Source organism: Mumia sp. zg.B17, from assembly GCF_019550915.1.
GTDB lineage: Bacteria > Actinomycetota > Actinomycetes > Propionibacteriales > Nocardioidaceae > Mumia.
In genome coordinates this window covers 270,064-293,552 of sequence record NZ_JAHWCI010000006.1, presented here as the reverse complement: position 1 = coordinate 293,552, position 23,489 = coordinate 270,064, and the positions used below count along the sequence as shown (strand labels likewise).

Sequence of the window (23,489 nt, the reverse complement as noted above, 5' to 3'; positions counted from 1 at the left end):
GTCATCGCCCAGGGTCGGGCACGCGGACGTCGGACAGGACCTCGCGGACGACGTCGGCAGCCTGCCAACCCGCGACGACGGCGTCGGGGGACAGGAGCAGACGGTGAGCGAGCACCGGGACGGCCAGGGTCGAGACGTCGTCGGGCAGGACGTACGGACGCCGCTCCAGCGCAGCGCGTGCGCGAGCCGCACGCACGAGGTGCAGCGTGGCGCGCGGGGAGGCGCCGAGCCGCAGGCGGGGCGAGGAGCGGGTCGCGGTCGTGAGCGCGACGGCGTACTTCTCGATGGCGGGCGCGACGTGGACGGTGCGCACGGTGGCGACGAGGTCGGCCACCTGCTTGACGTCGGTCACCGGGACGAGGTCGGCGAGAGGGTCGGTGCTGCCGTGCTCGCGCAGCATCGCCGCCTCGGCATCGGCGGACGGGTAGCCCATCGCCACGCGGGCCATGAACCGGTCACGCTGCGCCTCGGGCAGCGGGTAGGTGCCCTCCATCTCCAGCGGGTTCTGGGTGGCGACGACCATGAACGGGTCGTCGAGCGGGTACGAGGTGCCGTCGACGGTGACCTGACGCTCCTCCATGCACTCCAGGAGCGCCGACTGCGTCTTGGGGGACGCGCGGTTGATCTCGTCTCCGACGACCACGTTGCCGAACACCGCGCCCTGCCGGAACTCGAAGGTGCGGGTCGCCGGATCCCAGACCGACGAGCCGGTGACGTCGCTGGGGAGTAGGTCGGGAGTGAACTGGATCCGCCGCATCGACCCGTCGATGGATCGCGCGAGCGCCTTGCTGAGCATCGTCTTGCCGACTCCGGGGACGTCCTCGAGGAGGAGATGTCCGCCGGCGAGGAGCACGATGACGGCGGTGCGGACGACGTCGGCCTTGCCGACGATCACCGTCCCGACGTTGTCCACCAGACGCTGCGCGGCGACGACGAGCTCGTCGGTCTGGTCCGGCGCGGGAGGGGCGGCCGGCTCTCGGCGAGGTGTCGTCGTCACGGCAGTCTCCTGGGGCTCCAGCGGGGCTCGGTCGGGAGATGACGCGATCACCCCCCGGAGGTTCCGAGACTACCCGCGCGTCCCAACGGGCCACCTCGGAACGCGGAGCGCGCGCTCTCGTCCTCCACTTCTCCTCCACTCTTCCCCATCCTCTGCGCCACGGCCAGGGGAGTGCCTGGGATTCCAGCGATCGCGAGGCATCGACGCCTGACCTGCCCTCTCGTGCGCGACGGCGTCAGGAGGGCGCGCCGACGTGCAAGATCGGCATTCGTGGTGCGTTGTGGAGTATGGTGGCGCAAAGTGGAGCAACAGCCGGTCATCGACTTTCGGGTCCTCGGGTGTCCGGTTCGGCGGCGCGAGACGAGGGAGTGTGCGGTGCGATGTTCTTCGGCACATACACGCCTCGACTCGACGACAAGGGTCGCCTGTTCCTCCCCGCCAAGTTCCGCGACCGGCTCACGGAGGGTCTCGTGCTGACGAAGGGGCAGGACCGCTGCATCTACGTCTGGCCGCAGGCGAGCTTCCAGGAGTTCAGCGACCGGATCAGCAAGACGCCGTTCACCAACAAGGCCACTCGCGACTTCGTCCGCGTCCTGTTCTCGGGCGCCTCGGACGAGGTTCCCGACAAGCAAGGCCGCATCACCGTCCCGGGACCTCTGCGTGACTACGCCCGGCTCGACCGCGACTGCGTGGTCGTCGGGGCGATGGAGCGGGTCGAGATCTGGGACGCCGCACGCTGGGCGGAGTACTCCGACGAGCAGGAGGAGAGCTTCGCGACCCTCTCGGAGGAGGTGATCGAGGGACTGCTCTAGAGGCTCGTCCGTCGAGGCCTCTGGGCCGCTTGCTCCACCTCCTGGCTCCACTTCCCCGGTGCCAAGAGGTGACTTCCCAGGGCAAGCGGCCAGGGACCTGGCCGGACGAACCACCCGCGATCAGACCGCACGGGTAGCGGATCGAGGCGCACACAACGCTGAACCACACGGAACGAGGGGTCGAGATGGTGGTCGGACGTCCCGGGGCCGGGACGCATGGGTGAGACGAAGCACGTACCGGTGCTGCTGGATCGGACGGTCGAGCTCCTCGCGCCCGCCCTGGCCGGAAGCGACGCGGTCCTGGTCGACGCGACGCTGGGCCTGGGCGGGCACGCGGAGGCGGTGCTGTCGCGCTTCGCCGGCGTGCAGCTGATCGGGATCGACCGTGATCCCGAGGCCCTCCGGCGCTCTCGCGAGCGCCTCGCTCCCTTCGGAGACCGGGTGACCTTCTTCGAGGGGGTGTACGACCAGCTCGAGGAGGCGATCGCCGAGGCCGGGCGCTCCCACGTCGATGCCGTCCTGTTCGACCTGGGCGTCTCCTCGATGCAGCTCGACCTCGACGAGCGCGGCTTCTCGTACTCCCGCCCTGCTCCGCTCGACATGCGCATGGGGAGTGAGGGGACGACCGCGGCGGAGGTCCTCGAGACCTACAGCCGGGACGACCTGGCCCGCATCCTGCGGACCTACGGCGAGGAGAAGCACGCGGGGCGGATCGCCGACGCGATCGTACGGAGGCGGGCCGAAGCACCCCTGCGCACGAGCGACGAACTGGTGGCGCTGGTCCGCGAGGCCCTCCCCGCGGCGGCGATGCGCACCGGCGGAAACCCCGCCAAGCGGACCTTCCAGGCACTGCGCATCGAGGTGAACGACGAGCTCGGCGTGCTCCGGCGTGCTGTCCCGGCCGCGCTGGACGCGGTCGGCCTCGGTGGTCGAGTCGTGTCCATGGCCTACCACTCCCTCGAGGACCGGATCGTCAAGCAGGCGTTCGCGAAGGTCACCCGGCTGGACGTCCCGCCAGGACTCCCCGTCGTCCCCGAGGCCCTCGAGCCCCGGTTCCGACTCGTCACCCGCGGCGCCGAGACGGCGTCGGAGGCCGAGATCGAGCAGAACCCCCGCGCGAAGCCCGTCAGGCTTCGCGTCGTCGAGCGAGTGAAGGAGGCAGCATGAGTGTCGTCCACAGCGCTCCGCGCCGGGCGCCGGGTCGTCCGCAGCCGACGCGCAGTCCCCTGCGCGTCGTCCCGGCCGCTCGCCCCCGTTCGCCGCGCGCGCCCTTCGTGCTCCTCGTGGTCACCCTGCTCGCCGGTGGGCTCGTCGGTCTGCTGCTCCTCAACACCTCGATGCAGAACGGCGCCTTCCAGCTCGCCGAGCTGGAGAAGGAGGCGGAGACGCTGCAGAGCAGGCACGCCCAGCTGTCCCTCGAGGTCGAGGAGCGTGCGACCCCGGCGGCACTCGCGGAGCGAGCCGCAGAGCTCGGCATGGTGCCCAACACGACTCCCGTCTTCCTGCGACTCTCCGACGGGAAGGTCGTCGGCGACCCGGAGCCCGCCGCCCGGGGCGAGAGCCCTTCCGGGGTCGGAGGGCCGTCGCCGGCCGCCGTGGGAGCCCGCGAGTGAGTCCGGCGGTCCGCAACCGTGCGCGCTTCTGCTTCGTGGTCGTCGCGACCCTCCTCGTGATCTTCGCCGGCCGCCTCTTCCAGATCCAGGGTGTCGACGCGAACGCGTACGCCGAGCGTGCTCTGAAGGAGACGGTGCAGCCGACGGTGCTGCACGCCGACCGTGGGCGGATCCTCGACCGCGACGGTGAACCTCTGGCCACCTCGCTCGACGCGCAGTCGATCATCGCCAACCCGAGGTTCACCGCCAAGCCGGCCACCGAGATTGCGAGCATCCTCGCCGCGGAGCTGGGCGTCGACTACTTCGACACGGTGACGAAGCTGCGACGCGAGGGGACGCAGTTCGTCTACGTCGCCCGCAAGGTCCCGGCCTACCAGGCCAGCAGCGCGATGGCGAAGCTCGCCGACGCTGGCCTCCTCAACGGTGTGACGACGGAGCGCGACGCGGTCCGGACGTACCCCGGTGGCACTCTCGGCGCCACGCTGATCGGCCTGGTCTCGGGTGAGACGGGCGAGGGCACCAGCGGGCTGGAAAAGGCGTTCGACGACGACCTGACGGGCAGCGACGGCAAGGCGACCTACGAGACCTCCCCCAAGGGGGTACGCATCCCGCTGGCGCGTCAGACGATGAAGGAGGCGGTGCCTGGCGCCGACGTGGTGACCACGATCGACCGCGACCTCCAGTGGTACGCCGACAAGCGTCTCGCCGCGGCCGTGCGCGCGAGCGACTCCGACTGGGGCGTCGCGATCACGGTCGACCTCGAGACGATGCAGGTGCTGCAGCTGTCGCAGCTCCCGACGTTCGACGCCGAGGACCGCTCGACCGTCACGCCGGCGTCGATGAACAACCGCGCCGTGCAGAACGTCTACGAGCCGGGCTCGGTGCAGAAGGTCGTCACGATGGCCGCGCTCGCCGACGCCGGTCTCGTGACGCCGCAGACCAAGGTCCGGGTGCCCAGCGAGCTGCGTCTCGACGGGTTCACGATCAGCGACTGGTGGGACCACGGACGCCTGCGGCTCACCGCCGCGGGTGTGGTGGCGAAGTCGTCCAACCTCGGCACGATCGCCCTGGCCCAGCAGATGGACGACGCGACGATGCACGACTACCTGACGAAGTTCGGGTTCGGTCAGCCCACGGGCGTCGGGCTGTCATCGGAGTCGCGAGGCATCCTCACCCCGGCGGAGCGGTGGTCGAGGGCGCAGCACGCGACCATCTCGTTCGGTCAGGGGATCTCGGTGACGGCGATGCAGCAGACCGCCGCGGTCGCAGCGATCGCCAACGGCGGCCGCTACACCAGCCCGACCCTGGTCACCGAGGTCCGTCGTGCCGACGGCACCACGGTCCCGCGGAAGGCGCCCGAGTCCCGTGAGGTCGTCTCGCCCGAGGCCGCGTCGATGGTCACGACGATGATGGAGGCGGTCACCTCGCCGCGGGGGTCGGCGCCCAACGTGTCGATCCCCGGCTACCGGGTCGCCGGGAAGACCGGCACCGCCTGGCGGGTGAACCCCGACACCGGGCGGTACGTGCGCGGCGAGAACACCGTGTCGTTCATCGGGTTCGCGCCCGCGGAGAAGCCGCGCTTCCTCACCTACGTCGTGCTGGACAACCCGCAGGGGGGAGGATCGGGCAGCGGCACGGCAGGCCCGGTCTTCCGAGACATCATGCAGCAGTCCCTGCAGCGCTACGGCATCGCGCCGAGCGGGTCGCGTGCGCCCAGGACGCCGGTCAAGTGGTGAGACTCGATACGCTCGGCTGCGATGTCTTCTGAGCCTCTCACCCCTCTCGACACGCGACCGCCCTCGGTGGTCCCGGTCGCTCTCGATGATCTCGCCGAGGCTGTCGGCGCCACCCTCGTCGGCGGTACGGGAGGCGTCGTCACCGGTGTCACCCTGTCGTCGCGCGACGTGCGGGACGGCGACCTCTACGCCGCGCTCCCGGGGATGCGAACCCACGGGGCGCGCTTCGCCGCGGACGCCGTGGCGTCCGGCGCCGTGGCCGTGCTCACCGACGGGCCAGGTGCCGACCTTCTCTCCGAGGCCGGCGTGGACGTGCCCGTCCTCCGCTTAGACGACCCCCGAGAGGTGCTCGGTCGCGTCGCTGCGCACGTCTACGGCTGGCCTGCCGAGAGCGTGACGACGATCGGGATCACGGGCACGCAGGGCAAGACGACCAGTGCCTTCCTGATGGCATCTGCGCTGCGGGCGTGCGGCGACCGTGTGGGCGTGATCGGCACGACCGGCGCCTTCCTGGAGGACCGTCCGGTCAGCTCGGCGCTGACGACTCCCGAGGCCCCGGCGCTGCACGCGCTCTTCGCGGTGATGCGCGACCACGGGGCCGACGCGGTCGTGATGGAGGTCTCCAGCCACGCCCTCGCGCTGCACCGCGTCGACGGTGTCGTCTACGACGTCGCGGTCTTTCTCAACCTGGGCCGCGACCACCTCGACTTCCACGCCGACGTCGAGGACTACTTCGCGGCCAAGGCGTCTTTGTTCACTCCCGAGCACGCCGGCCACGCCGTCGTCGACGTGGACGACCCGTACGGCCGTCGGCTGGCCGCGGAGACCGCCCTCCCGGTGACCACGGTCTCGGTGGACGGGCGCGAGGAGGCCGACTGGCGGGTCGCGTCGTTGGAGAGCACCCCCTCCGGTTCGACCGCAGAGGTCGTCGGACCGGACGGTCAGGAGAAGACGCTCGTCGTCGGCCTGCCGGGCCGCTTCAACGTCGCCAACGCGCTCGCCGTCCTCGCAGCCGTCACCGCGACTGGCCGTGCGGTCGACGACGCGCTGGCCGGGATCGCCGCCTGCACCGGCGTGCCGGGCAGGATGGAGCCCGTCGACGTGGGTCAGGACTTCGTCGCCCTGGTCGACTACGCGCACAAGCCCGACGCCCTCCGAGCGGTGCTGGCGTCCCTGCGTGGGCTGGGCCCCGGGCGGCTGCTGGTCGTGGTCGGCGCCGGCGGCGACCGCGACCCCGGCAAGCGCCCGCTGATGGGCGCCGTCGCTGCTGAGCTCGCCGACGTGGTGGTGGTCACCGACGACAACCCGCGCACGGAAGAGCCGGCCGCGGTCCGGGCCGCGATCCTGGCCGGGGCGCAGGACGCCATCCTCCGCGGGGCCACCGCGACGCTGGTCGAGATCGGCGACCGACGGGCGGCCATCGCCCACGCCGTCGCCGACGCCCGGCCCGGCGACACGGTCGTCGTGGCGGGCAAGGGCGACGAGAGCGGACAGGTCGTGGGCGACGTCGTGCACCGGTTCGACGACCGCGAGGTCGTCGCCGAGGCGCTGCGTGACCGGGAGAGGAGAGACGGGTGATCGCGACCTCGCTCGCCCGCGTCGCCGACCTCGTCGGCGGTACGGCCTACGACTCCGACGACGTGGTCGTCACCGGCCCCGCCACGCTCGACTCGCGCGACGTCGCGTCCGGAGGGCTCTTCGTCGCCGTCCGGGGCGAGCACGTCGACGGTCATGAATACGCGCCCGCGGCGCTGCGGGCGGGTGCCGCCGCCGTCCTCGGCGAGCGCCGGGTCGACGGCCCCTGCGTGGTCGTCGACGACGTGACCCGAGCGCTCGGCACGCTCGCGGCCGACGTGCGCGACCGGCTGGACGGCTGCACGGTCATAGGGGTGACCGGGTCGCAGGGCAAGACCAGTGTGAAGGACCTGCTGGCGCAGGTCCTCACCCGTGCGGGGACGACCGTGGCCACCGCAGGCAACTACAACAACGAGCTGGGGGTGCCGCTCACCGTGCTGCGCGCCGACCCCGACACCCGGTTCCTCGTCGTCGAGATGGGGGCGCGAGCGCTGGGCAACATCGCCGAGCTGTGTGCGATCGCCCGCCCGGACGTCGGCGCCGTCCTCAGCGTCGGGTCGGCCCACCTGGGTGAGTTCGGGTCGGTGGAGACGATCGCGCGCACGAAGGGCGAGCTCGTGGAAGCGCTCCCTCCGCAGGGTGTGGCGGTGCTCAACGCCGACGACGCGACCGTCGCGGCGATGTCGACACGCACGAGGGCGCGGGTGGTGACCTACGGCATGTCCGACGGCGCCGACGTGGCGGTGCGCGACCTCGCCGTCGGACCCGACGGCGAGCCTCGCTTCCGGCTGGTCGCCGGTGACGAGAGCGTCGGGGTCCACGTCCCGCTGCTCGGTGCTCACCAGGCCTCCAACGCTGCTGCGGCGGCCGCGGTGGCACTCGCGGTCGGCATGGACCTTCCGACCGTGAGCGACGCCCTCGGTGCGGCCACGACGCGCTCGGCCTGGCGGATGGAGCGCCTCGTGCGCGACGACGGCCTCGTGGTCGTCAACGACGCCTACAACGCCAACCCGGAGTCGACGGCAGCCGCGCTGAGCGCGGTGGCGGCGATGCGGGGCGAGGGGAGGGTCGTGGCCGTCCTCGGAGAGATGCTCGAGCTCGGCGATGCGTCTCACCGTGCCCACTCCGACGTTGGTAGTCTCGCCGCGGACCTCGGTGTCACCCACGTGGTCGCCGTCGGGTCGGGCGCACGCCCGATCCACGAGGCGGTGCTCGCCGCCGGCGCTCCGTCCGTCGCCGTCGACGACGTCAACGACGCCGTCGCGTGGCTGCGGACGTACGCCGGCCCGGGTGACATCGTGCTGGTGAAGGCCTCTCGCGCGAGTGGTCTGGAGCGGGTGGCTGACGCGCTGCTCTCGCCACCGGCGCAGCACGAACGAGTCGCGGGCACCGAGCCCGAGGACGGCGGAGGACGCGACGACGAAGGGAACGACGGTCGATGAGGGCCATTCTGATCGCCAGCGGTTTCGGGCTGATCGGCACGTTGCTCGGCACACCGCTGGCGATCCGTCTGCTCGTCCGCAAGGGCTACGGGCAGCTGATCCGCGACGACGGTCCTACCTCGCACCACACCAAGCGCGGGACGCCGACCATGGGCGGCCTGGTGATCATCATCTCGGTCGTCCTGGCCTACGCGCTGGCCAAGCTGATCACGGGGAGCGTGCCGTCGGCCTCAGCGGTCCTGCTGCTCTACCTCTTCGTCGGGCTCGGGCTGGTCGGGTTCCTGGACGACTACATCAAGGTGATCAAGCAGCGCAGCCTCGGTCTTCGGTCCAAGGCAAAGCTGGCGGGGCAGGCGCTCGTCGCGCTCAGCTTCGCCCTGCTCGCGCTCAGCTTCCCCGACGCGAACGGTCGGACCCCGATCTCCGAGGGCATCTCGTTCATCCGTGACATCCCCGGGTGGACCGTCCCCGCCGCGCTGATCGTCATCTGGGTGCTCGTGATGATCTGGGGCACCAGCAACGCGGTCAACCTCACCGACGGTCTCGACGGTCTCGCGACCGGAGCGTCCGTGATGGTCTTCGGCGCCTACATGCTGATCAACCTCTGGCAGAGCAACCAGTCGTGCGCCTTCAACCCCGGCCCCAAGTGCTACGACGTCCGAGACCCGCTCGACCTCGCCGTGGTCGCGGCCGCCCTCACCGGCGCCTGCTTCGGTTTCCTGTGGTGGAACGCCTCACCGGCCAAGATCTTCATGGGCGACACCGGGTCGCTGTCGCTGGGCGGCGCGATGGCCGGCTTCGCGATCATGACCCGTACGGAGGTCCTCCTCCTGGTCCTCGGCGGCCTGTTCGTCATCATCACGCTGTCGGTGATCCTCCAGGTCGGGTGGTTCAAGATGTCGGGGGGCAAGCGGCTGTTCAGGATGGCGCCGCTGCAGCACCACTTCGAGCTGATGGGGTGGGCCGAGATCACCATCGTCGTCCGGTTCTGGATCATCAGCGGGCTCTTCGTAGCGCTCGGCCTGGGCATCTTCTACTCCGAGTGGGTCAGCGGACTGTGACCGCCGAGCCCTCTGTGGACCACCTCGGACGGCACGACTCGTGGGAGGGGGTGCACGCCGTCGTCGCCGGCCTGGGCGCCAGCGGCTACGCCGCCGCGGACGCCCTGGTGCAGGTCGGTGCGCGCGTCACCATCCTCGACGACGGCGAGGGCGACCTCCTGCGCGAGCGGGCGGGCATCCTCGAGGTGCTCGGGGCGGAGGTGCGGCTGGGTCCGGGTGCGACCGCGACCCTGCCCGCCGGGGCCGCTCTCCTCGTTCCGTTCCCGGGACTGCCACCTCGCACGCCGATCGTCGCCGAGGCGGCGCAGGCCCGCGACGTCGCGGTCTGGTCCGAGCCCGAGCTCGCGTGGCGGTTGCGCGAACCGGGCGCGGCACCCTGGCTCGCGGTCACCGGCACCAACGGCAAGACCACCACCGTCCAGATGCTCGAGTCGATCCTCGCTGCCGCCGGGCTCCGTGCGCCCGCCGTGGGCAACATCGGGGTCCCGGTGACCGAGGCGGTGATGGACCCCGCAGGCTACGACGTGCTGGCCGTGGAGCTGTCGAGCTTCCAGCTGCACTTCGCCCGATCCCTGGCCTGCGAGGCGTCGGCCGTGCTCAACGTCGCCGACGACCACCTCGACTGGCACGGTGGCCCGGCCGACTACGCCCGTGACAAGGGCAGGATCTACGAGCACGTGGAGCGGGCGTGCGTCTACAACGTCGACGACCCGGCCACCGAGCGTCTGGTGCGCGACGCCGACGTGCAGGAAGGCGCGCGCGCGATCGGGTTCACCCTCGGCGTGCCGTCGGTCGGGATGGTCGGCATGGTCGACGACGTGCTCGCCGACCGCGCCTTCGTCCCCGAGCGCACGACCAGCGCCGCAGAGCTTGCCACGCTGGGTGACCTCGCCGGTCCCGCGGGAGAGCCGCCCGCGCCTCACGTGGTCGCCAACGCACTGGCGGCCGCCGCGCTCGCCCGTGCCCACGGGGTGCCGCCTGTCGCCGTGCGCGACGGGCTGCGGGCCTACCAGCCCGGAGCCCACCGGATCCAGCAGGTCGCGGAGGTCGACGGCGTCACGTTCGTCGACGACTCCAAGGCCACCAACCCGCACGCGGCGATCGGGTCGCTCCTCGCGTACCCCTCGGTCGTCTGGGTGGCCGGCGGACAGGCCAAGGGCACGACGTTCGACGGTCTCGTCGAGCGCACGGGCTCTCGGCTGCGGGCGGCGGTGCTGATCGGCGCCGACCGCGCCGTGATCCGGGACGCGTTGCGGCGACACGCGCCGGAGGTGCCGGTCGTCGAGGTCGATGCGGGCAAGGATGTGCTCATGGATCGCGTCGTGGACGCGGCAGTGCGGTTCGCCCGGCCCGGCGACACGGTGCTGCTCGCCCCGGGGTGCGCGTCCTTGGACCAGTTCACGAGCTACGCGGAGCGAGGCGACTCCTTCGCCGCAGCCGTGGCCAGGCACGCGGCGACGCGACGGTGAGACCGCCGCCGCCCGACGAGCACACGAGCGGGAGGCGACCGGTGGCGAGGTCGGGCAGGCACACGTGGGTCGCGACGTTGCGCGACACCCTCGAGAAGCCCCTGACCTCCTACTACCTCGTGCTGGCGGTCGCCGGCCTGCTCATCGGCTTCGGCATGGTGATGGTGCTCAGCGCCAGCTCGGTCACCTCCCAGCTCAACAACGGAAGTCCCTACGCCATCGCCGCCCGCCAGGGAGGTTTCCTCGTGGCGGCCCTCGTGCTGGGCCTGGTGGCGTGGAAGATGCCGCTGCGCGCGATGCGATGGTGCGTCTACCCGTTGCTGCTGCTGGCCCTGGTGCTGCTCGGCCTGACCTTCACCCCGCTGGGCGAGGAGGTGCGTGGCAACCAGAACTGGCTCGACTTCGGAGGCCCGTTCCTCATCCAGCCGTCGGAGGTCGCGAAGCTCGCGATCGTGCTGTGGACGGCCGACCTCTTCGCCCGCAAGCAGCGCCTGCTGCACCAGCCGAAGCACGTCCTCCTGCCGATGCTGCCGGTGACGGGGTTCGTCGCGATGCTCGTCGTGCTGCAGCGCGACCTCGGTACGGCGCTCGTGCTCTTCGCGATCATTCTGGGCCTGCTCTTCGTCGCCGGACTTCCGGGACGCCTCTTCCTGGTCTCGCTCCTCGGCATCGGTGCCGTGGTCCTGGTGTTCGTGCGCTCCAGCGCAGAGCGTCTGCAGCGCATCACCTCGTTCACCGATCCCTTCGCCGACGCCCAGAACAGCGGCTACCAGGCCGCCCACGGACTGATGGGGCTCGCGACCGGCCAGTGGTTTGGGGTAGGGCTCGGATATAGCCGGCAGAAGTGGGGCTCGCTGCCGGGAGCCCACACCGACTTCGTGTTCGCCGTGATCGGCGAGGAGCTCGGCTTGGTGGGAGCCCTCAGCGTGCTGCTGCTCTTCGGCCTTCTGGCCTACGTCGGCTTCCGCATCGCGCGACGGGCGCGCGACCCGTTCTGCCGCCTCGCGGCCGCCGGGATCACCGTCTGGCTGATGGTCCAGACGATCGTCAACATCGGGATGGTGCTCGGCATGCTGCCGGTCATCGGCATCCCTCTGCCGCTCATCTCCTACGGTGGTTCCGCACTCGTCCCGACCGTGGTCGCGCTCGGGATGCTCGCCAACTTCGCGCGCAACGAGCCTGGTGCGCAGACGGCGCTGCGGGCGCACCGACGCCGCCGTGCTCGGGGGCGCGGCGCGAGCGGTACGGTGCCGCTGCACGACCCCATCAAACCTGCCCCACGACCTGTCGGACGCATCGTCCGCGAGGAAGGATGATCGGTGGCGCCACGCGTCCTGCTGGCCGGCGGAGGCACCGCCGGCCACATCTCACCCCTGCTGGCCACCGCTGCTGCGGTCCGCAGGCTCACCCCCGAGGCGGAGATCACGGCACTGGGGACCCCCAGAGGGCTGGAGGTGACGCTGGTCCCGCAGGCGGGCTACCCCCTCGAGCTGGTCCCGGCGGTGCCGCTCCCACGCAGCGTGGGAGCCGACCTGCTCCGGGTTCCCGGCCGGCTCGCCGGGACCGTCAAGGCGACCGGTGAGGTCTTCGACCGGGTGCGTCCGGACGTCGTCGTCGGGTTCGGCGGCTACGTGTCGGTCCCTGCCTACCTCGTCGCCCGCAAGCGCAAGGTGCCGATCGTCGTCCACGAGCAGAACGCCCTCCCCGGCGTCGCCAACAAGCTCGGAGCGCGGTTCACCTCGCGTGTCTTCACCAGCTTCCCCGAGACGCCCCTGCCGAGCTCGCGCTACATCGGCCTGCCGATGCGCGAGCAGATCGCGCGTCTGGACCGGGGCGCCGAGCGCGCCGAGGCCCGCCGTGCGTTCGGGCTCGATCCCGAGCTCCCGACGTTGCTCGTGACGGGCGGATCGCAGGGCGCACGGCGCATCAACGAGGCCGTGTCGGGCGCCGCCGACGAGCTCGCCGCTGCCGGCGTGCAGGTCTTGCACGCCGCAGGCCGCGTCGAGGAGGCGCAGGTCGAGCGTGGACCGGGCGAGCCGCCGTACGTCACCCTCCCGTTCATCGACCGCATCGACCTGGCCTACGCCGCTGCTGACGCGATCGTCTGCCGGTCGGGGGCCAATACGGTCGCCGAGGTGGCAGCCGTGGGACTGCCCGCGATCTTCGTCCCGCTGCCGATCGGCAACGGCGAGCAGGCGCTCAACGCACACCCGGTCGTCGGCGCCGGCGGCGGCATCCTCGTCGACGACGCGGCGCTGACGCCCGAGTGGGTGGCGACCGCGGTCGTGTCGCTGCTGCGCGATCCCGACCGGCTGACGCGGATGTCCACGGCGGCGTCGCACCTGATGCCCCGTGACGCCGACGAGGTGCTGGCCAGGATCGTGCTCGAGGCTGCCGGTGAGGCGGCGCAGGGATGAAGATCGAGGTCCCGGAGCAGATCGACGCGGCCGAACGGCTCGGCGTGGTCCACCTCGTCGGCATCGGCGGCGCCGGCCTGTCGGCGATCGCGCGCATCATGCTCGAGCGGGGCATCACCGTGCAGGGCAGCGATGCGGCCGACTCGGACCTCCTCAGGGCGCTCGAGCGTGACGGGGCGACAGTGACGGTGGGACAGGCGGCCGACAACCTCGGTGAGGCCGACACCGTCATCGCGACGACCGCGGTCCGCGCCGACAACCCGGAGATCGTGGCGGCCCTGGCACGCGGCCTGCGGCTGTATCCACGGTCCGCGGGTCTGCAGTCGGTGATGGTCGGGCACGACGTGGTGGCGGTGGCCGGCACCCACGGCAAGACGACGACGACGTCGATGCTGGCGAGCGCGCTGGTGCACGCCGGGCTCGACCCCTCGTACGCGATCGGGGCGCCGGTCGCCTCGCTCGGGACCAACGCGCACGCCGGCACGGGTCGCTGGTTCGTCGCGGAGGCCGACGAGAGCGACGGCGCCTTCCTCGTCTACGAGCCGTACGCCGCCGTGGTCACCAACGTCGACGCCGACCACCTCGACGTCTGGGGTACGCCGGAGGCGTACGAGCAGGCCTTCGCGCGGTTCGTCGACCGCGTCTCGCCTGACGGGTTCCTCGTGCTCTGCGTCGACGATCCCGGTGCTGCGGCGCTGGAGGCCCGTGCCGAGGGACGTGGGCTGCGGGTCCTGCGCGCCGGTCTCGGCGAGTCGGCGGAGCTGCGCGGCACCGACCTGGTGACGGAGGGTGGAGGCACCTCGTTCGCCGTGGTCCGCCGGGGGGAGTCGCTCGGGCGGGTCAGGTTGCAGGTCCCGGGGGAGCACTACGTCGTCGACGCTCTCGGAGCGCTCGGCGCCGCGCTCGAGTGCGGCGCGTCGTTCGCCGACGCCGCAGCCGGTCTCGCGGCCTACACCGGCGCGAGCCGGCGGATGGAGCGGATCGGCGAGGGTGCCGGCGTGACGGTGTACGACTCCTACGCCCACCACCCGGTCGAGATCGCCGGTGACCTCCAGGCGGCGCGGGCACTCGCGGGTGACGGGCGGGTCGTCGTGGCGTTCCAGCCCCACCTCGTCAGCCGGACCCGAATCTTCGGCACGGCGATGGGGGAGGCGCTCAGCGCGGCCGACGTCGTCGTCGTGACCGACGTCTATCTCGCCCGCGAGGACGCCGACCCCGACGTGACCTCGGCCCTCGTTCGGGAGGCGGTGTCCCTCCCGCCGGAGGACGTCCACGCGGGCGCCGACCTCGAGACGCTGGACGCCCAGCTGGCCGACCTCGCGGCGGAGGGTGACCTCGTCCTCCTGCTCGGCGCCGGTGACATCACGACCGTCGGACCCCGGCTCGTCGCGCGTCTGCGGGAGAGGGCAGCGGGCTCGTGACCGTCACGGACCGGTTCGCAGGGCGGCGCTGGCGGGCGCGGCTCGGGCGGCTGCGTCCGTACCTCCTCGTGGCGGCCGCGCTCGCCGTGATCGGCGCCGGCGCGTGGGTCACCCTCGAGACGTCCGTCCTGGGTGCCCACTCCGTCCAGGTCCGTGGGGCGACCACCGTGTCGCCGAGCGTGGTCCGCGCACGCGCCGACGTCGTGGAGGGCCGTCCCCTCGCGCGCCTCGACGTGGAGGCCGTGCGCGAACGTGTCGAGCAGATCCCGCAGGTGGCGACCGTCGACGTCAGCCGCCGGTGGCCGCGCTCGGTCGTCGTCGAGGTCACCGAGCGGACTCCTGTGGCACGCCTGTCCGGCGACGACGTACGCCTGCTCGATCGCGACGGAGTCGTCTATCCCCCTGCCGGCAAGACGCCGCGCCGGCTGCCGCGGGTCGTCCTCGCCTCGGGGTCGGGGCCCAGGGCGGAGGCGCTGAAGGAGGCGGCCGACGCCGTCCGCGCGATGGACCGAGACCTCGCCCGGAGGGTCCGTGAGGTCCGGGTGAGCAGTCGGGACGGGATCACGCTCGAGCTGCGGGACGGTGCCGAGGTCGCCTGGGGGAGCGCCGACCATGCCGGTCTGAAGGCCCAGGTCCTCTCGGCGCTGCTGCCCCAGAAGGCCAGCGCGTACGACGTCCGTGCACCTGAACGGCCGACCATCCGGCCGTGACCGACCTCCGAGCACGCTCTGTGGGTGACATCTCGACGAGGAGCGGCGGGACCGGCGGCGTGTCGGCGCAGAGCGGCGCGGTCGAGCACGTAGGTTCATGCACAGACACGAGGTTGACATAACTATAACCCTGAACTTGAGGGTTAGGGTTCTGGGCTCACCGCTCGGAGCCTGTGGCGCCGACACCGGACTGCGGTGCCTCGTGAAGACTCGGACACACAAGCACGTGAGGGGCACCATCGTGGCAGCTCAGAACTACCTGGCCGTGATCAAGGTCGTCGGCATCGGCGGAGGTGGCGTCAACGCGGTCAACCGGATGATCGAGGCCGGCCTCAAGGGAGTCGAGTTCATCGCGATCAACACCGACGCCCAGGCGTTGCTGATGAGCGACGCCGACGTCAAGCTCGACATCGGTCGCGAGCTCACCCGCGGCCTCGGCGCCGGCGCCAACCCCGACACCGGGCGACAGGCGGCCGACGACCACGCGGACGACATCGAAGAGGTGCTCAAGGGCGCCGACATGGTGTTCGTCACCGCAGGTGAGGGAGGCGGCACGGGCACCGGCGGTGCGCCGGTGGTCGCCCGCATCGCCCGCTCGCTGGGCGCCCTCACGATCGGCGTCGTCACCCGCCCGTTCTCCTTCGAGGGTCGACGCCGCGCCAACCAGGCCGATGACGGCATCGAAGGGCTGCGGGAGGAGGTCGACACGCTGATCGTCATCCCGAACGACCGGCTGCTGTCGATCAGCGACCGCAACGTCACCATGCTCGACGCGTTCAAGCAGGCCGACCAGGTCCTCCTCCAGGGCGTCTCGGGCATCACCGACCTGATCACGACGCCGGGCCTGATCAACCTCGACTTCGCCGACGTCAAGTCCGTGATGTCTGATGCCGGCTCAGCGTTGATGGGAATAGGGTCCGCTCGGGGAGACGACCGCGCGGTGGCGGCCGCGGAGATGGCCGTCTCCAGCCCTCTGCTCGAGGCGTCGATCGACGGTGCGCACGGCGTGCTGCTCTCGATCGCCGGCGGGTCCGACCTCGGCCTCTTCGAGATCAACGAGGCCGCGGCGCTCGTCAGCGAGGCAGCTCACGCCGAGGCCAACATCATCTTCGGTGCCGTGATCGACGACGCCCTCGGCGACGAGGTGCGTGTCACCGTCATCGCCGCAGGCTTCGACGGAGGCACGCCCAAACGACGCGACGCGTCACGTCCAGCCCTGCGCCGCGACACAGCGCCGGCCCGGCCCGTGACCAAGGAGCCGCCCGCCGCACCGGCAGCGCCGGCGGAGACGGCCAGCCGCGGCGACCGTGTCCCCGTGGGGGTGCGCAGCCAGGCCGGCGACAGCACCACCCCGACCACCGAGTCCCGTGCCTCGCGCGGCCCGTCCCCTGTCACGGGTCCGGCGACCGGCTCAGGCAACGGGGCTCGGCCGTCGACCCCGAAGCGTCAGGCTGTCGATCCCTTCGAGGACGACCTCGATATCCCCGACTTCCTGAAGTAAGTGTTCGCCTTCCACGAGACCCTCTCCCGCGCCGACCTCGCGTTCACCGACCGTCACGACGGTCACAGCACGGGTCCCTGGGCCTCGCTGAACCTGGGGGCGAGCAACGGCGACGACGAGGCCACAGTCGCGCGCAACCTTCGAGACGCCGTCGAGGCCTTCGGTGGGGACCCTGACCGGACGCATCTCGTACGCCAGGTGCACGGCCGTGGTGTCCGTGTCGTGACGGCCGACGACGACCCGACCGCCCCGCGCGCCGCTGCCGACGCGCTGGTGACAGCTGTGCCGGGCGCGGTGCTCGTCGTCCGGGTGGCCGACTGCCTTCCTGTCGTGCTCGTCGACGACGAGAACGCGGTCGCCTCGGTCGTCCACGCCGGGCGCAAGGGCGTCGTCCTCGACGTCGCCGGTGCCGCGGTCGAGGCGATGCGTGCCCTGGGTGCCGAGCGGATCACGGCGTGGCTGGGACCTCGTGCGTGCGGGCACTGCTACGAGGTCCCGGAGGCGATGCGTGACGAGGTTGCACGCCAGGTCACCGGCACGTGGGCACAGACCCGGAGCGGCACGCCTGCCCTGGACCTGGCGGCCGGTGTCGCCGGCCAGCTCCGTGCCGCGGACGTCGACGTCGTCGACCTCGCCGACCACCACCCGATGTGCACGATCGAGGGGGAGAAGGACTTCTTCTCCTACCGGCGCCAGGGTGAGCGCTCCGGCCGGCTCGCCGCGCTCGTCCGCGTGCGAGGCTGAGCGCGTGACCGACACCCACGACGCACGCCGTGACGAGCTCGCCCGCAGCCTCCGTGCGGTCCGCGACCGCATCGAGACCGCGGCCGCCATGGCCGGTCGCGCACCGGACGAGATCACCCTGATCGTGGTCACCAAGACCTACCCTGCCTCCGACGTCGCGCTCCTCGCCGACCTGGGGGTCACCGACGTCGGCGAGAACCGCCACCCGGAGGCGGCCCGCAAGCGGGAGGAGGCGGGCGATCCTGCCGCCGCCCTCCGGTGGCACTTCGTGGGCGCCCTGCAGACCAACAAGGCTGCCGCGGTGGCCCGCTACGCCGACGTCGTCCACTCGGTGGACCGGCCCAGGCTCGTCGATGCGCTCGACCGTGGAGCGCGTCAGGCGGGCCGTACCCTCGGCGTGCTCGTCCAGGTCAACCTCGAGGGCCGCGACGACGACCCCGCCGGGAGGGCCGGCGCCGCCCCCGGCGACGTCCTGGGGCTCGCCGCGCAGGTCGACGCGGCAGAGGCGCTGCGGCTCGAAGGCGTGATGGCCGTGGCCCCCCTCGACGCCGACCCCGACGACGCGTTCGCGCGCCTCGCGGAGGTGGCGGCCAGCGTCGCGGCGGCGTACCCGCGTGCGACGGCGATCTCCGCGGGCATGAGCGGTGACCTGGAGGTGGCTGTCAAGCACGGCGCGACACACGTACGGATCGGGCGCTCGGTGCTCGGAGAGCGCCCTCCGCTCCGGTAGGTTGAGGGCGACGGTGAGCACACCGCCGGTTCATGAGTTCGAGCAAGCAGCGTGGTTTTCAGGGAGGTCAGGCGATGGCTGGCGCGATGCGCAAGATGGGTGAGTACCTCGGCCTCGTCGAGCAGTCCGGCGAGTACGACGAGTACGACGACTACGAGTCGGAGCCGGAGGCCGCGCGTCGGCCCGTCCGACCGGCGGGCCCGGCCGTGCGCGAGGCGGAGCCGCGGCCTGTCGCCCGGATCGACGACCGGCGCCGACCGGCGTCGACCCCGACGGTCGTGCCCGCGCCGGCAGAGTTCACGAGGATCACGACGCTGCACCCGCGGACCTACAACGAGGCCCGGATCATCGGCGAGCACTTCCGCGAGGGCACCCCGGTCATCATGAACCTCAGCGAGATGGACGACAACGACGCCAAGCGTCTCGTCGACTTCGCGGCCGGACTCATCTTCGCCGTCTACGGGTCGATCGAGCGGATCACGAGCAAGGTGTTCCTTCTTTCGCCGCCCAATGTGACGGTCACTGCGGAGGATCGCCAGCGCCTCGCGCAGGGCGGGTTCTTCAACCAGAGCTGACGTAGGACACACTGTCGTTCATGGTCGTCGTCGGTGAGGTCATCAACTTCGTTCTGTGGGCGTGCATCCTGCTCCTGCTGGCCCGCTTCGTCATCGACTGGGTCCAGGTGCTGTCACGCTCGTGGCAGCCCAAGGGCTTCGTGCTCGTGTTCTGCGAGGCGATCTACTCGGTCACCGATCCGCCGATGCGGGCGGTGCGCCGCGTGATCCCGCCGATCCGCTTCGGCGGGATGGCGCTCGACCTGTCGCCGATGGTGCTGCTGATCGGCCTCTACCTTCTCCAGATCATCAACGCTCAGATCTTCTTCCGCTGAGCATGAGCCTTCTTTCCCGCGGGGGAGTCGCACTAAGGTGGTTCCCCACGGGGTGCCGCAGGGATGGCTTCCCCGACCAAGTACCGTTGTCAGGACTGTCCGATGAAACATGACCCCGAGGTGAAACCATGCCGTTGACGCCAGAGGACGTGCGGAACAAGCGATTTACCCCGGTCCGCCTTCGTGAGGGCTACGACATGGGCGAGGTCGACCAGTTCCTCGACGAGGTTGAGGCCGAGCTCGAGCGTCTGACCCTGGAGAACGAGGACCTGAGGAGCAAGCTCGCTTCCGCCTCGTCCGGCTCCGGCTCGTCGACCTCGTCGTTCGACAGCTTCCGCGCGCCCGCCCCGGCTCCGGCGCCGATGGCTCCGCCGCCGCCGGCTCCGATGCCGGTCCAGGCGCAGTCGCCGGCCTCCTCGTCGGTGGGTGACGCCTCCAGCGCCGCTGCCCGCCTCCTCGAGATCGCGACGCACAACGCCGACGAGCTCGTCGACGCCGCCAAGAACGAGGCCGACCGGATCCTGGGTGAGGCCCGGACCAAGGCCGACCGGGTCGAGAACGAGGCTCGGGGCAAGGCGGAGCGGCTCGAGAGCGAGGCGCGGATGCGCGCCCAGAAGCTCGACGCCGAGACCGCCGAGCGCCGCCAGCAGGCCTTCGGCAACATCGAGAAGGAGCGCGACGACCTCAACCGCGAGCTCGAGCGGCTCCGCACCTTCGAGCGCGAGTACCGCAGCCGCCTCAAGAGCTACTTCCAGGCGCAGCTCTCGCACCTCGAGGGCGAGCAGCCGGTCGCGGCGTCGCTGCCGACCAGCAGCCCGACGCCTGCGGCGGTGCACGGGTCCCCCACCCCGGAGCACGCGCCGCGCCGTCTCAAGTCGCTGTTCGGCGACGACGAGCGCTCCTGAGCCACCGGCTCTTCACCGCACGTTCGAAGGCCCCCTCCGACCATCGGGTCGGAGGGGGCCTTCGCACGTCGGCGACCTGCTCAGGCCTTGCGCAGCGAGACGGTCACCCCCAGGTCCTCGTCGGTCGCCACGTGTCCGTCGACGACTGCCGGACCTTGCGCGATCTCGACCGCGAGGACCTCGTCCGCGATCGTGGACTCATGGGCCCGGACCGCCTCCGCGGTTTCTCCCTCGGCCGCCCACGTCACGCGGATCCGGTCGGTGAGGTCGAGACCGGCGTTCTTGCGCGCCTCCTGGAGCATGCGGACGACCTCGCGTGCGGTGCCGGCCCGGAGGAGGTCCTCGTCGAGGTCCAGGTCGAGCGCGACGGTCTCGCCCTGGTCGTTGACGACGGCCCAGCCCTCTCGAGGACGTTCCGACACGATGACGTCGTCGGCCGTCACCTCGATCGTCTCGCCGTCCACCTGCAGGGCGTACGACCCGCCGTCCGCGACGGCTGCGGCGAGCTCGGCGGCGTCGGCCTCTGCGACAGCACCGGCCACCTTCGGCGTCTGCTTGCCGAACCGCTTGCCGAGGCTGCGGAAGTTGCCCTTGGCCGAGTGCTCCACGAGGTCACCCGACGCAGCCGCCAAAGACTCCAGGGAGCCGACGTTGAGCTCGTCGCACACCTCTGCCCGAAGCTCGTCGCCGAGCTGCTCCCACGCACGTGAGGGGACCAGCGCACGGCGAAGCGGCTGCCGCGTCCGGACCTTGGCCTCGGCGCGTGCGGCACGTCCCAGCTCGGTGACCCGCCGCGCGAGCGCGACCTGCTCGTCCAGACCCTTGACCGCCAGCGACTCGTCGGCCACGGGCCACGACGCCAGGTGCACCGACGGCGGCGCATCGGGGTCGGACGCACGGACGAGGTCCTGCCAGACCCGCTCGGTGACGAACGGGACCAACGGCGCCATCAGACGCGTGAGCACGTCGAGCGTGTCGTGCAAGGTCGCGAGCGCCGCAGGATCACCGCTCCAGAACCGGCGCCGGGAGCGGCGGACGTACCAGTTGGACAGGTCGTCGACGAACTGCGAGAGGAGGGCGCCGGCGCGCTGGGTGTCGAACCGCTCCAGGCAGGTCGTGACCTCGGAGACCAGGCCCTGTGTCCGCGAGACCAGCCAGCGGTCGAGGATCGGGCGCTCCGCGACGGGCGGTGCGCCGTCGGCAGGCGACCAGTGGGCGGTGCGCGCGTACAGGACGTGGAAGGCGACGGTGTTCCAGTAGGTCAGCAGGACCTTGCGCACGATCTCCTGCAGCGCCGAGTGCCCCACACGGCGGGCCTGCCACGGCGAGCCGGAGCAGGCCATGAACCAGCGGACGGCGTCGGCGCCGTGCTCGTCCATCAAGGGGACGGGGAGCAGGATGTTGCCCAGGTGCTTGGACATCTTGCGGCCGTCCTCGGCGAGGATGTGGCCCAGGCAGACGACGTTCTCGTACGAGTTCTGGTCGAAGACGAGGGTCGAGACGGCCATCAGCGAGTAGAACCATCCCCGCGTCTGGTCGATCGCCTCGCAGATGTACTGGGCGGGGAAGGCCTGGCGGAACTTCTCCTCCGAGCCGGGCAGGTGCGGGTATCCCCACTGCGCGAAGGGCATTGACCCGGAGTCGAACCATGCGTCGATGACCTCCGGCACTCGACGGTAGGTGCCCTCCTCGCCCTCGACCGTGAAGGTGACGTCGTCGATGTACGGGCGGTGCGGGTCGAGGTCGGACAGGTCGCGCCCGGTGAGCTCCGACAGCTCCGCGAGCGACCCGACGCACACCAGCCGGCCGGGATCGGCGTCGTTGCGCCAGATCGGCAGCGGGGTGCCCCAGTAGCGGTTGCGCGACAGGGACCAGTCGACGTTGTTCTGCAGCCAGTCGCCGTAGCGGCCCCACTTGATCGTCTGCGGGAACCAGCTGGTGCCCTCGTTCTCGCGCAGCAGTGCGTCCTTGGCTGCCGTGGTGCGGACGTACCAGGCGGGGGAGGCGTAGTACATCAGCGGCGTGTGGCAGCGCCAGCAGTGCGGGTAGCTGTGCTCGTAGGGGAGGTGGCGGAAGAGCAGGCCTCGACGCTCGAGGTCCTCGACCAGGATCGCGTCGGCCTTCTTGAAGAACGCGCCGCCGACCAGGTCCAGCCCGTCCTCGAAGTGGCCGGTGGGGTCGATCGGGTTGACCATCGCCACGCCGTTGCGCTTCCCGGACGCGAAGTCGTCCGCGCCGAACGCTGGCGCCTGGTGGACCAGGCCCGAGCCGTCGTCGGTGGTGACGTAGTCCTCGGTCACCACGTAGTGCGCGTTGTCGTCGGGCCAGTCGACGAGGTCGAACGGGCGCGCATACGTCCACCCCTCGAGCTCGGCGCCCTCGAAGCGCGCATCGACCGTCCATCCTTCGCCGAGCGCCGTCTCGACCAAGGGCTCGGCGACGACGAGCGTCTCGTGCCCGTTGCTGACCGCCACGTACGTGATGTCGGCCTTGGCCGCGACCAGCGCGTTGGACACCAGCGTCCACGGCGTGGTCGTCCAGACCAGCAACGACGCCTCGCCGGCCAGGGGACCAGAGGTCAGAGGGAAGCGCACGTAGACCGACGGGTCGACGACCGACTCGTACCCCTGGGCGACCTCATGGTCGCTCAGGCCGGTGCCGCATCGCGGACAGTACGGCGCCACGCGGTAGTCCTCCGCGAGCAGCCCTTTGTCGAAGATCTGCTGCAGAGCCCACCAGACGCTCTCGACGTACGGCGTGTCCATCGTGCGGTACGGGTTGTCGGTGTCGACCCAGTAGCCCATCCGCTCGGTCATCTGCTCGAACAGGCCGACGTTGCGCAGCACCGCCTCGCGGCACTTCGCGTTGAACTCGGCGACACCGAAGGCTTCGATGTCGGGCTTGCCGTTGAAGCCGAGCTCCTTCTCGACGGCGATCTCGACGGGGAGGCCGTGGCAGTCCCAGCCGCCCTTGCGCTCGACCAGGTAGCCCTGCATCGTGCGGAACCGCGGGAACACGTCCTTGAAGACCCGTGCCTCGACGTGGTGAACGCCCGGCGTGCCGTTGGCGGTCGGAGGCCCCTCGTAGAACGTCCAGCGCGGGGCGCCGTCGCGCTGTTCGAGCGAGGTCTCGAAGGTGCCTTCCCGCTCCCAGAGCGCGATCATGTCGCGCTCCATGGCGGGTAGGTCCACGTGGGCGGGAACAGCGGGGTACGCGGCGGTCACGGTCTTCCTCCGACAAGTCACGAAAGCTTCGGCTCGGCGAAGGGACGAGGCGCTCGGCCCCGCGGTACCACCCTCCTTGGTGGACGACGATCCGCCCACCCTCTCTGGTCTGCCGCTGCGCGGGTCTAGTGAGCGCACGGTGTGCGCCGTTCTTCCGGCGGCTCCGAGGTGATACGGCGTACGGCTAAGCTCCGGGCTCGCACCAACCCCGGATCGCTCGTGCTCAGGAGACGTACGCCGCGC

General features: G+C 71.3%; 20 protein-coding genes. 18 read left to right on the top strand and 2 right to left on the bottom strand.

All coding sequences use genetic code 11. The features are described from left to right. Position 1: 1 nt before the first annotated feature. On the bottom strand, positions 2 to 997 hold the full coding sequence (locus KV097_RS09820; RefSeq protein ID WP_220365774.1) for a MoxR family ATPase: 996 nt from the start codon (positions 995 to 997) through the stop codon (positions 2 to 4). Between the two features lie 380 nt (positions 998 to 1,377). On the opposite strand from KV097_RS09820, the gene mraZ reads away from it, so the two are divergent. The 18 genes from mraZ to KV097_RS09730 all read left to right on the top strand — a co-directional run bounded on the left by mraZ (position 1,378) and on the right by KV097_RS09730 (position 20,022). Further along, positions 1,378 to 1,809, top strand: a complete 432-nt coding sequence (mraZ, locus tag KV097_RS09815) for a division/cell wall cluster transcriptional repressor MraZ (protein ID WP_220344382.1) — start codon at positions 1,378 to 1,380, stop codon at positions 1,807 to 1,809. Positions 1,810 to 2,025: 216 nt separating this feature from the next. Continuing rightward, the gene (gene rsmH / locus KV097_RS09810; RefSeq protein ID WP_220347048.1) at positions 2,026 to 2,976 is read left to right on the top strand and encodes a 16S rRNA (cytosine(1402)-N(4))-methyltransferase RsmH; all 951 of its coding nucleotides are present in this window, start codon (positions 2,026 to 2,028) and stop codon (positions 2,974 to 2,976) included. Continuing rightward, a complete protein-coding gene (locus KV097_RS09805) occupies positions 2,973 to 3,422 on the top strand; it encodes a hypothetical protein (protein WP_220344384.1) in 450 nt (149 codons plus the stop codon). The genes rsmH and KV097_RS09805 overlap by 4 nt, the downstream gene beginning before the upstream one ends. Beyond that, a complete protein-coding gene (locus KV097_RS09800) occupies positions 3,419 to 5,158 on the top strand; it encodes a penicillin-binding protein 2 (protein WP_220365773.1) in 1,740 nt (579 codons plus the stop codon). The genes KV097_RS09805 and KV097_RS09800 overlap by 4 nt, the downstream gene beginning before the upstream one ends. A 21-nt stretch (positions 5,159 to 5,179) precedes the next feature. Then, positions 5,180 to 6,736, top strand: coding sequence for a UDP-N-acetylmuramoyl-L-alanyl-D-glutamate--2,6-diaminopimelate ligase (locus tag KV097_RS09795; RefSeq protein WP_220365772.1), 1,557 nt, complete (start codon positions 5,180 to 5,182; stop codon positions 6,734 to 6,736). Beyond that, complete coding sequence (gene murF / locus KV097_RS09790) at positions 6,733 to 8,175, top strand: UDP-N-acetylmuramoyl-tripeptide--D-alanyl-D-alanine ligase (RefSeq protein WP_220365771.1); 1,443 nt, start codon at positions 6,733 to 6,735, stop codon at positions 8,173 to 8,175. The genes KV097_RS09795 and murF overlap by 4 nt, the downstream gene beginning before the upstream one ends. Next, positions 8,172 to 9,236: a phospho-N-acetylmuramoyl-pentapeptide-transferase gene (mraY, locus tag KV097_RS09785; RefSeq protein ID WP_220344388.1), complete on the top strand. Its 1,065-nt coding sequence runs from the start codon at positions 8,172 to 8,174 to the stop codon at positions 9,234 to 9,236. Before murF ends, mraY begins: the two co-directional genes overlap by 4 nt. Beyond that, complete coding sequence (gene murD / locus KV097_RS09780; RefSeq protein ID WP_374106987.1) at positions 9,218 to 10,705, top strand: UDP-N-acetylmuramoyl-L-alanine--D-glutamate ligase; 1,488 nt, start codon at positions 9,218 to 9,220, stop codon at positions 10,703 to 10,705. Before mraY ends, murD begins: the two co-directional genes overlap by 19 nt. Positions 10,706 to 10,746: 41 nt before the next feature. Next, entirely contained in the window at positions 10,747 to 12,021 is a 1,275-nt protein-coding gene (gene ftsW / locus KV097_RS09775) for a putative lipid II flippase FtsW (RefSeq protein WP_308289391.1), read from the top strand. A gap of 3 nt (positions 12,022 to 12,024) precedes the next feature. Then, positions 12,025 to 13,122, top strand: a complete 1,098-nt coding sequence (gene murG, locus KV097_RS09770) for an undecaprenyldiphospho-muramoylpentapeptide beta-N-acetylglucosaminyltransferase (protein ID WP_220365769.1) — start codon at positions 12,025 to 12,027, stop codon at positions 13,120 to 13,122. Next, positions 13,119 to 14,543: a UDP-N-acetylmuramate--L-alanine ligase gene (gene murC / locus KV097_RS09765; RefSeq protein WP_220365768.1), complete on the top strand. Its 1,425-nt coding sequence runs from the start codon at positions 13,119 to 13,121 to the stop codon at positions 14,541 to 14,543. The genes murG and murC overlap by 4 nt, the downstream gene beginning before the upstream one ends. After that, complete coding sequence (locus KV097_RS09760) at positions 14,540 to 15,253, top strand: cell division protein FtsQ/DivIB (protein WP_220344392.1); 714 nt, start codon at positions 14,540 to 14,542, stop codon at positions 15,251 to 15,253. The genes murC and KV097_RS09760 overlap by 4 nt, the downstream gene beginning before the upstream one ends. A gap of 238 nt (positions 15,254 to 15,491) precedes the next feature. Next, complete coding sequence (gene ftsZ, locus KV097_RS09755) at positions 15,492 to 16,754, top strand: cell division protein FtsZ (RefSeq protein WP_220344739.1); 1,263 nt, start codon at positions 15,492 to 15,494, stop codon at positions 16,752 to 16,754. Then, positions 16,755 to 17,498, top strand: coding sequence for a polyphenol oxidase family protein (locus KV097_RS09750; protein ID WP_220365767.1), 744 nt, complete (start codon positions 16,755 to 16,757; stop codon positions 17,496 to 17,498). It abuts the gene before it with no gap. 4 nt (positions 17,499 to 17,502) lie between these two features. After that, positions 17,503 to 18,228: a YggS family pyridoxal phosphate-dependent enzyme gene (locus KV097_RS09745; RefSeq protein ID WP_220365766.1), complete on the top strand. Its 726-nt coding sequence runs from the start codon at positions 17,503 to 17,505 to the stop codon at positions 18,226 to 18,228. Positions 18,229 to 18,302: 74 nt separating this feature from the next. Further along, positions 18,303 to 18,803: a cell division protein SepF gene (locus KV097_RS09740; RefSeq protein ID WP_220344395.1), complete on the top strand. Its 501-nt coding sequence runs from the start codon at positions 18,303 to 18,305 to the stop codon at positions 18,801 to 18,803. A 20-nt stretch (positions 18,804 to 18,823) separates the two neighbouring features. Further along, entirely contained in the window at positions 18,824 to 19,117 is a 294-nt protein-coding gene (locus tag KV097_RS09735; RefSeq protein WP_220365765.1) for a YggT family protein, read from the top strand. Between the two features lie 128 nt (positions 19,118 to 19,245). Then, entirely contained in the window at positions 19,246 to 20,022 is a 777-nt protein-coding gene (locus KV097_RS09730; RefSeq protein WP_220344397.1) for a DivIVA domain-containing protein, read from the top strand. A gap of 80 nt (positions 20,023 to 20,102) precedes the next feature. On the opposite strand, the gene ileS is transcribed toward KV097_RS09730, so the two are convergent. Next, positions 20,103 to 23,198, bottom strand: a complete 3,096-nt coding sequence (gene ileS / locus KV097_RS09725; RefSeq protein WP_220366010.1) for an isoleucine--tRNA ligase — start codon at positions 23,196 to 23,198, stop codon at positions 20,103 to 20,105. Between the last annotated feature and the right edge of the window lie 291 nt (positions 23,199 to 23,489).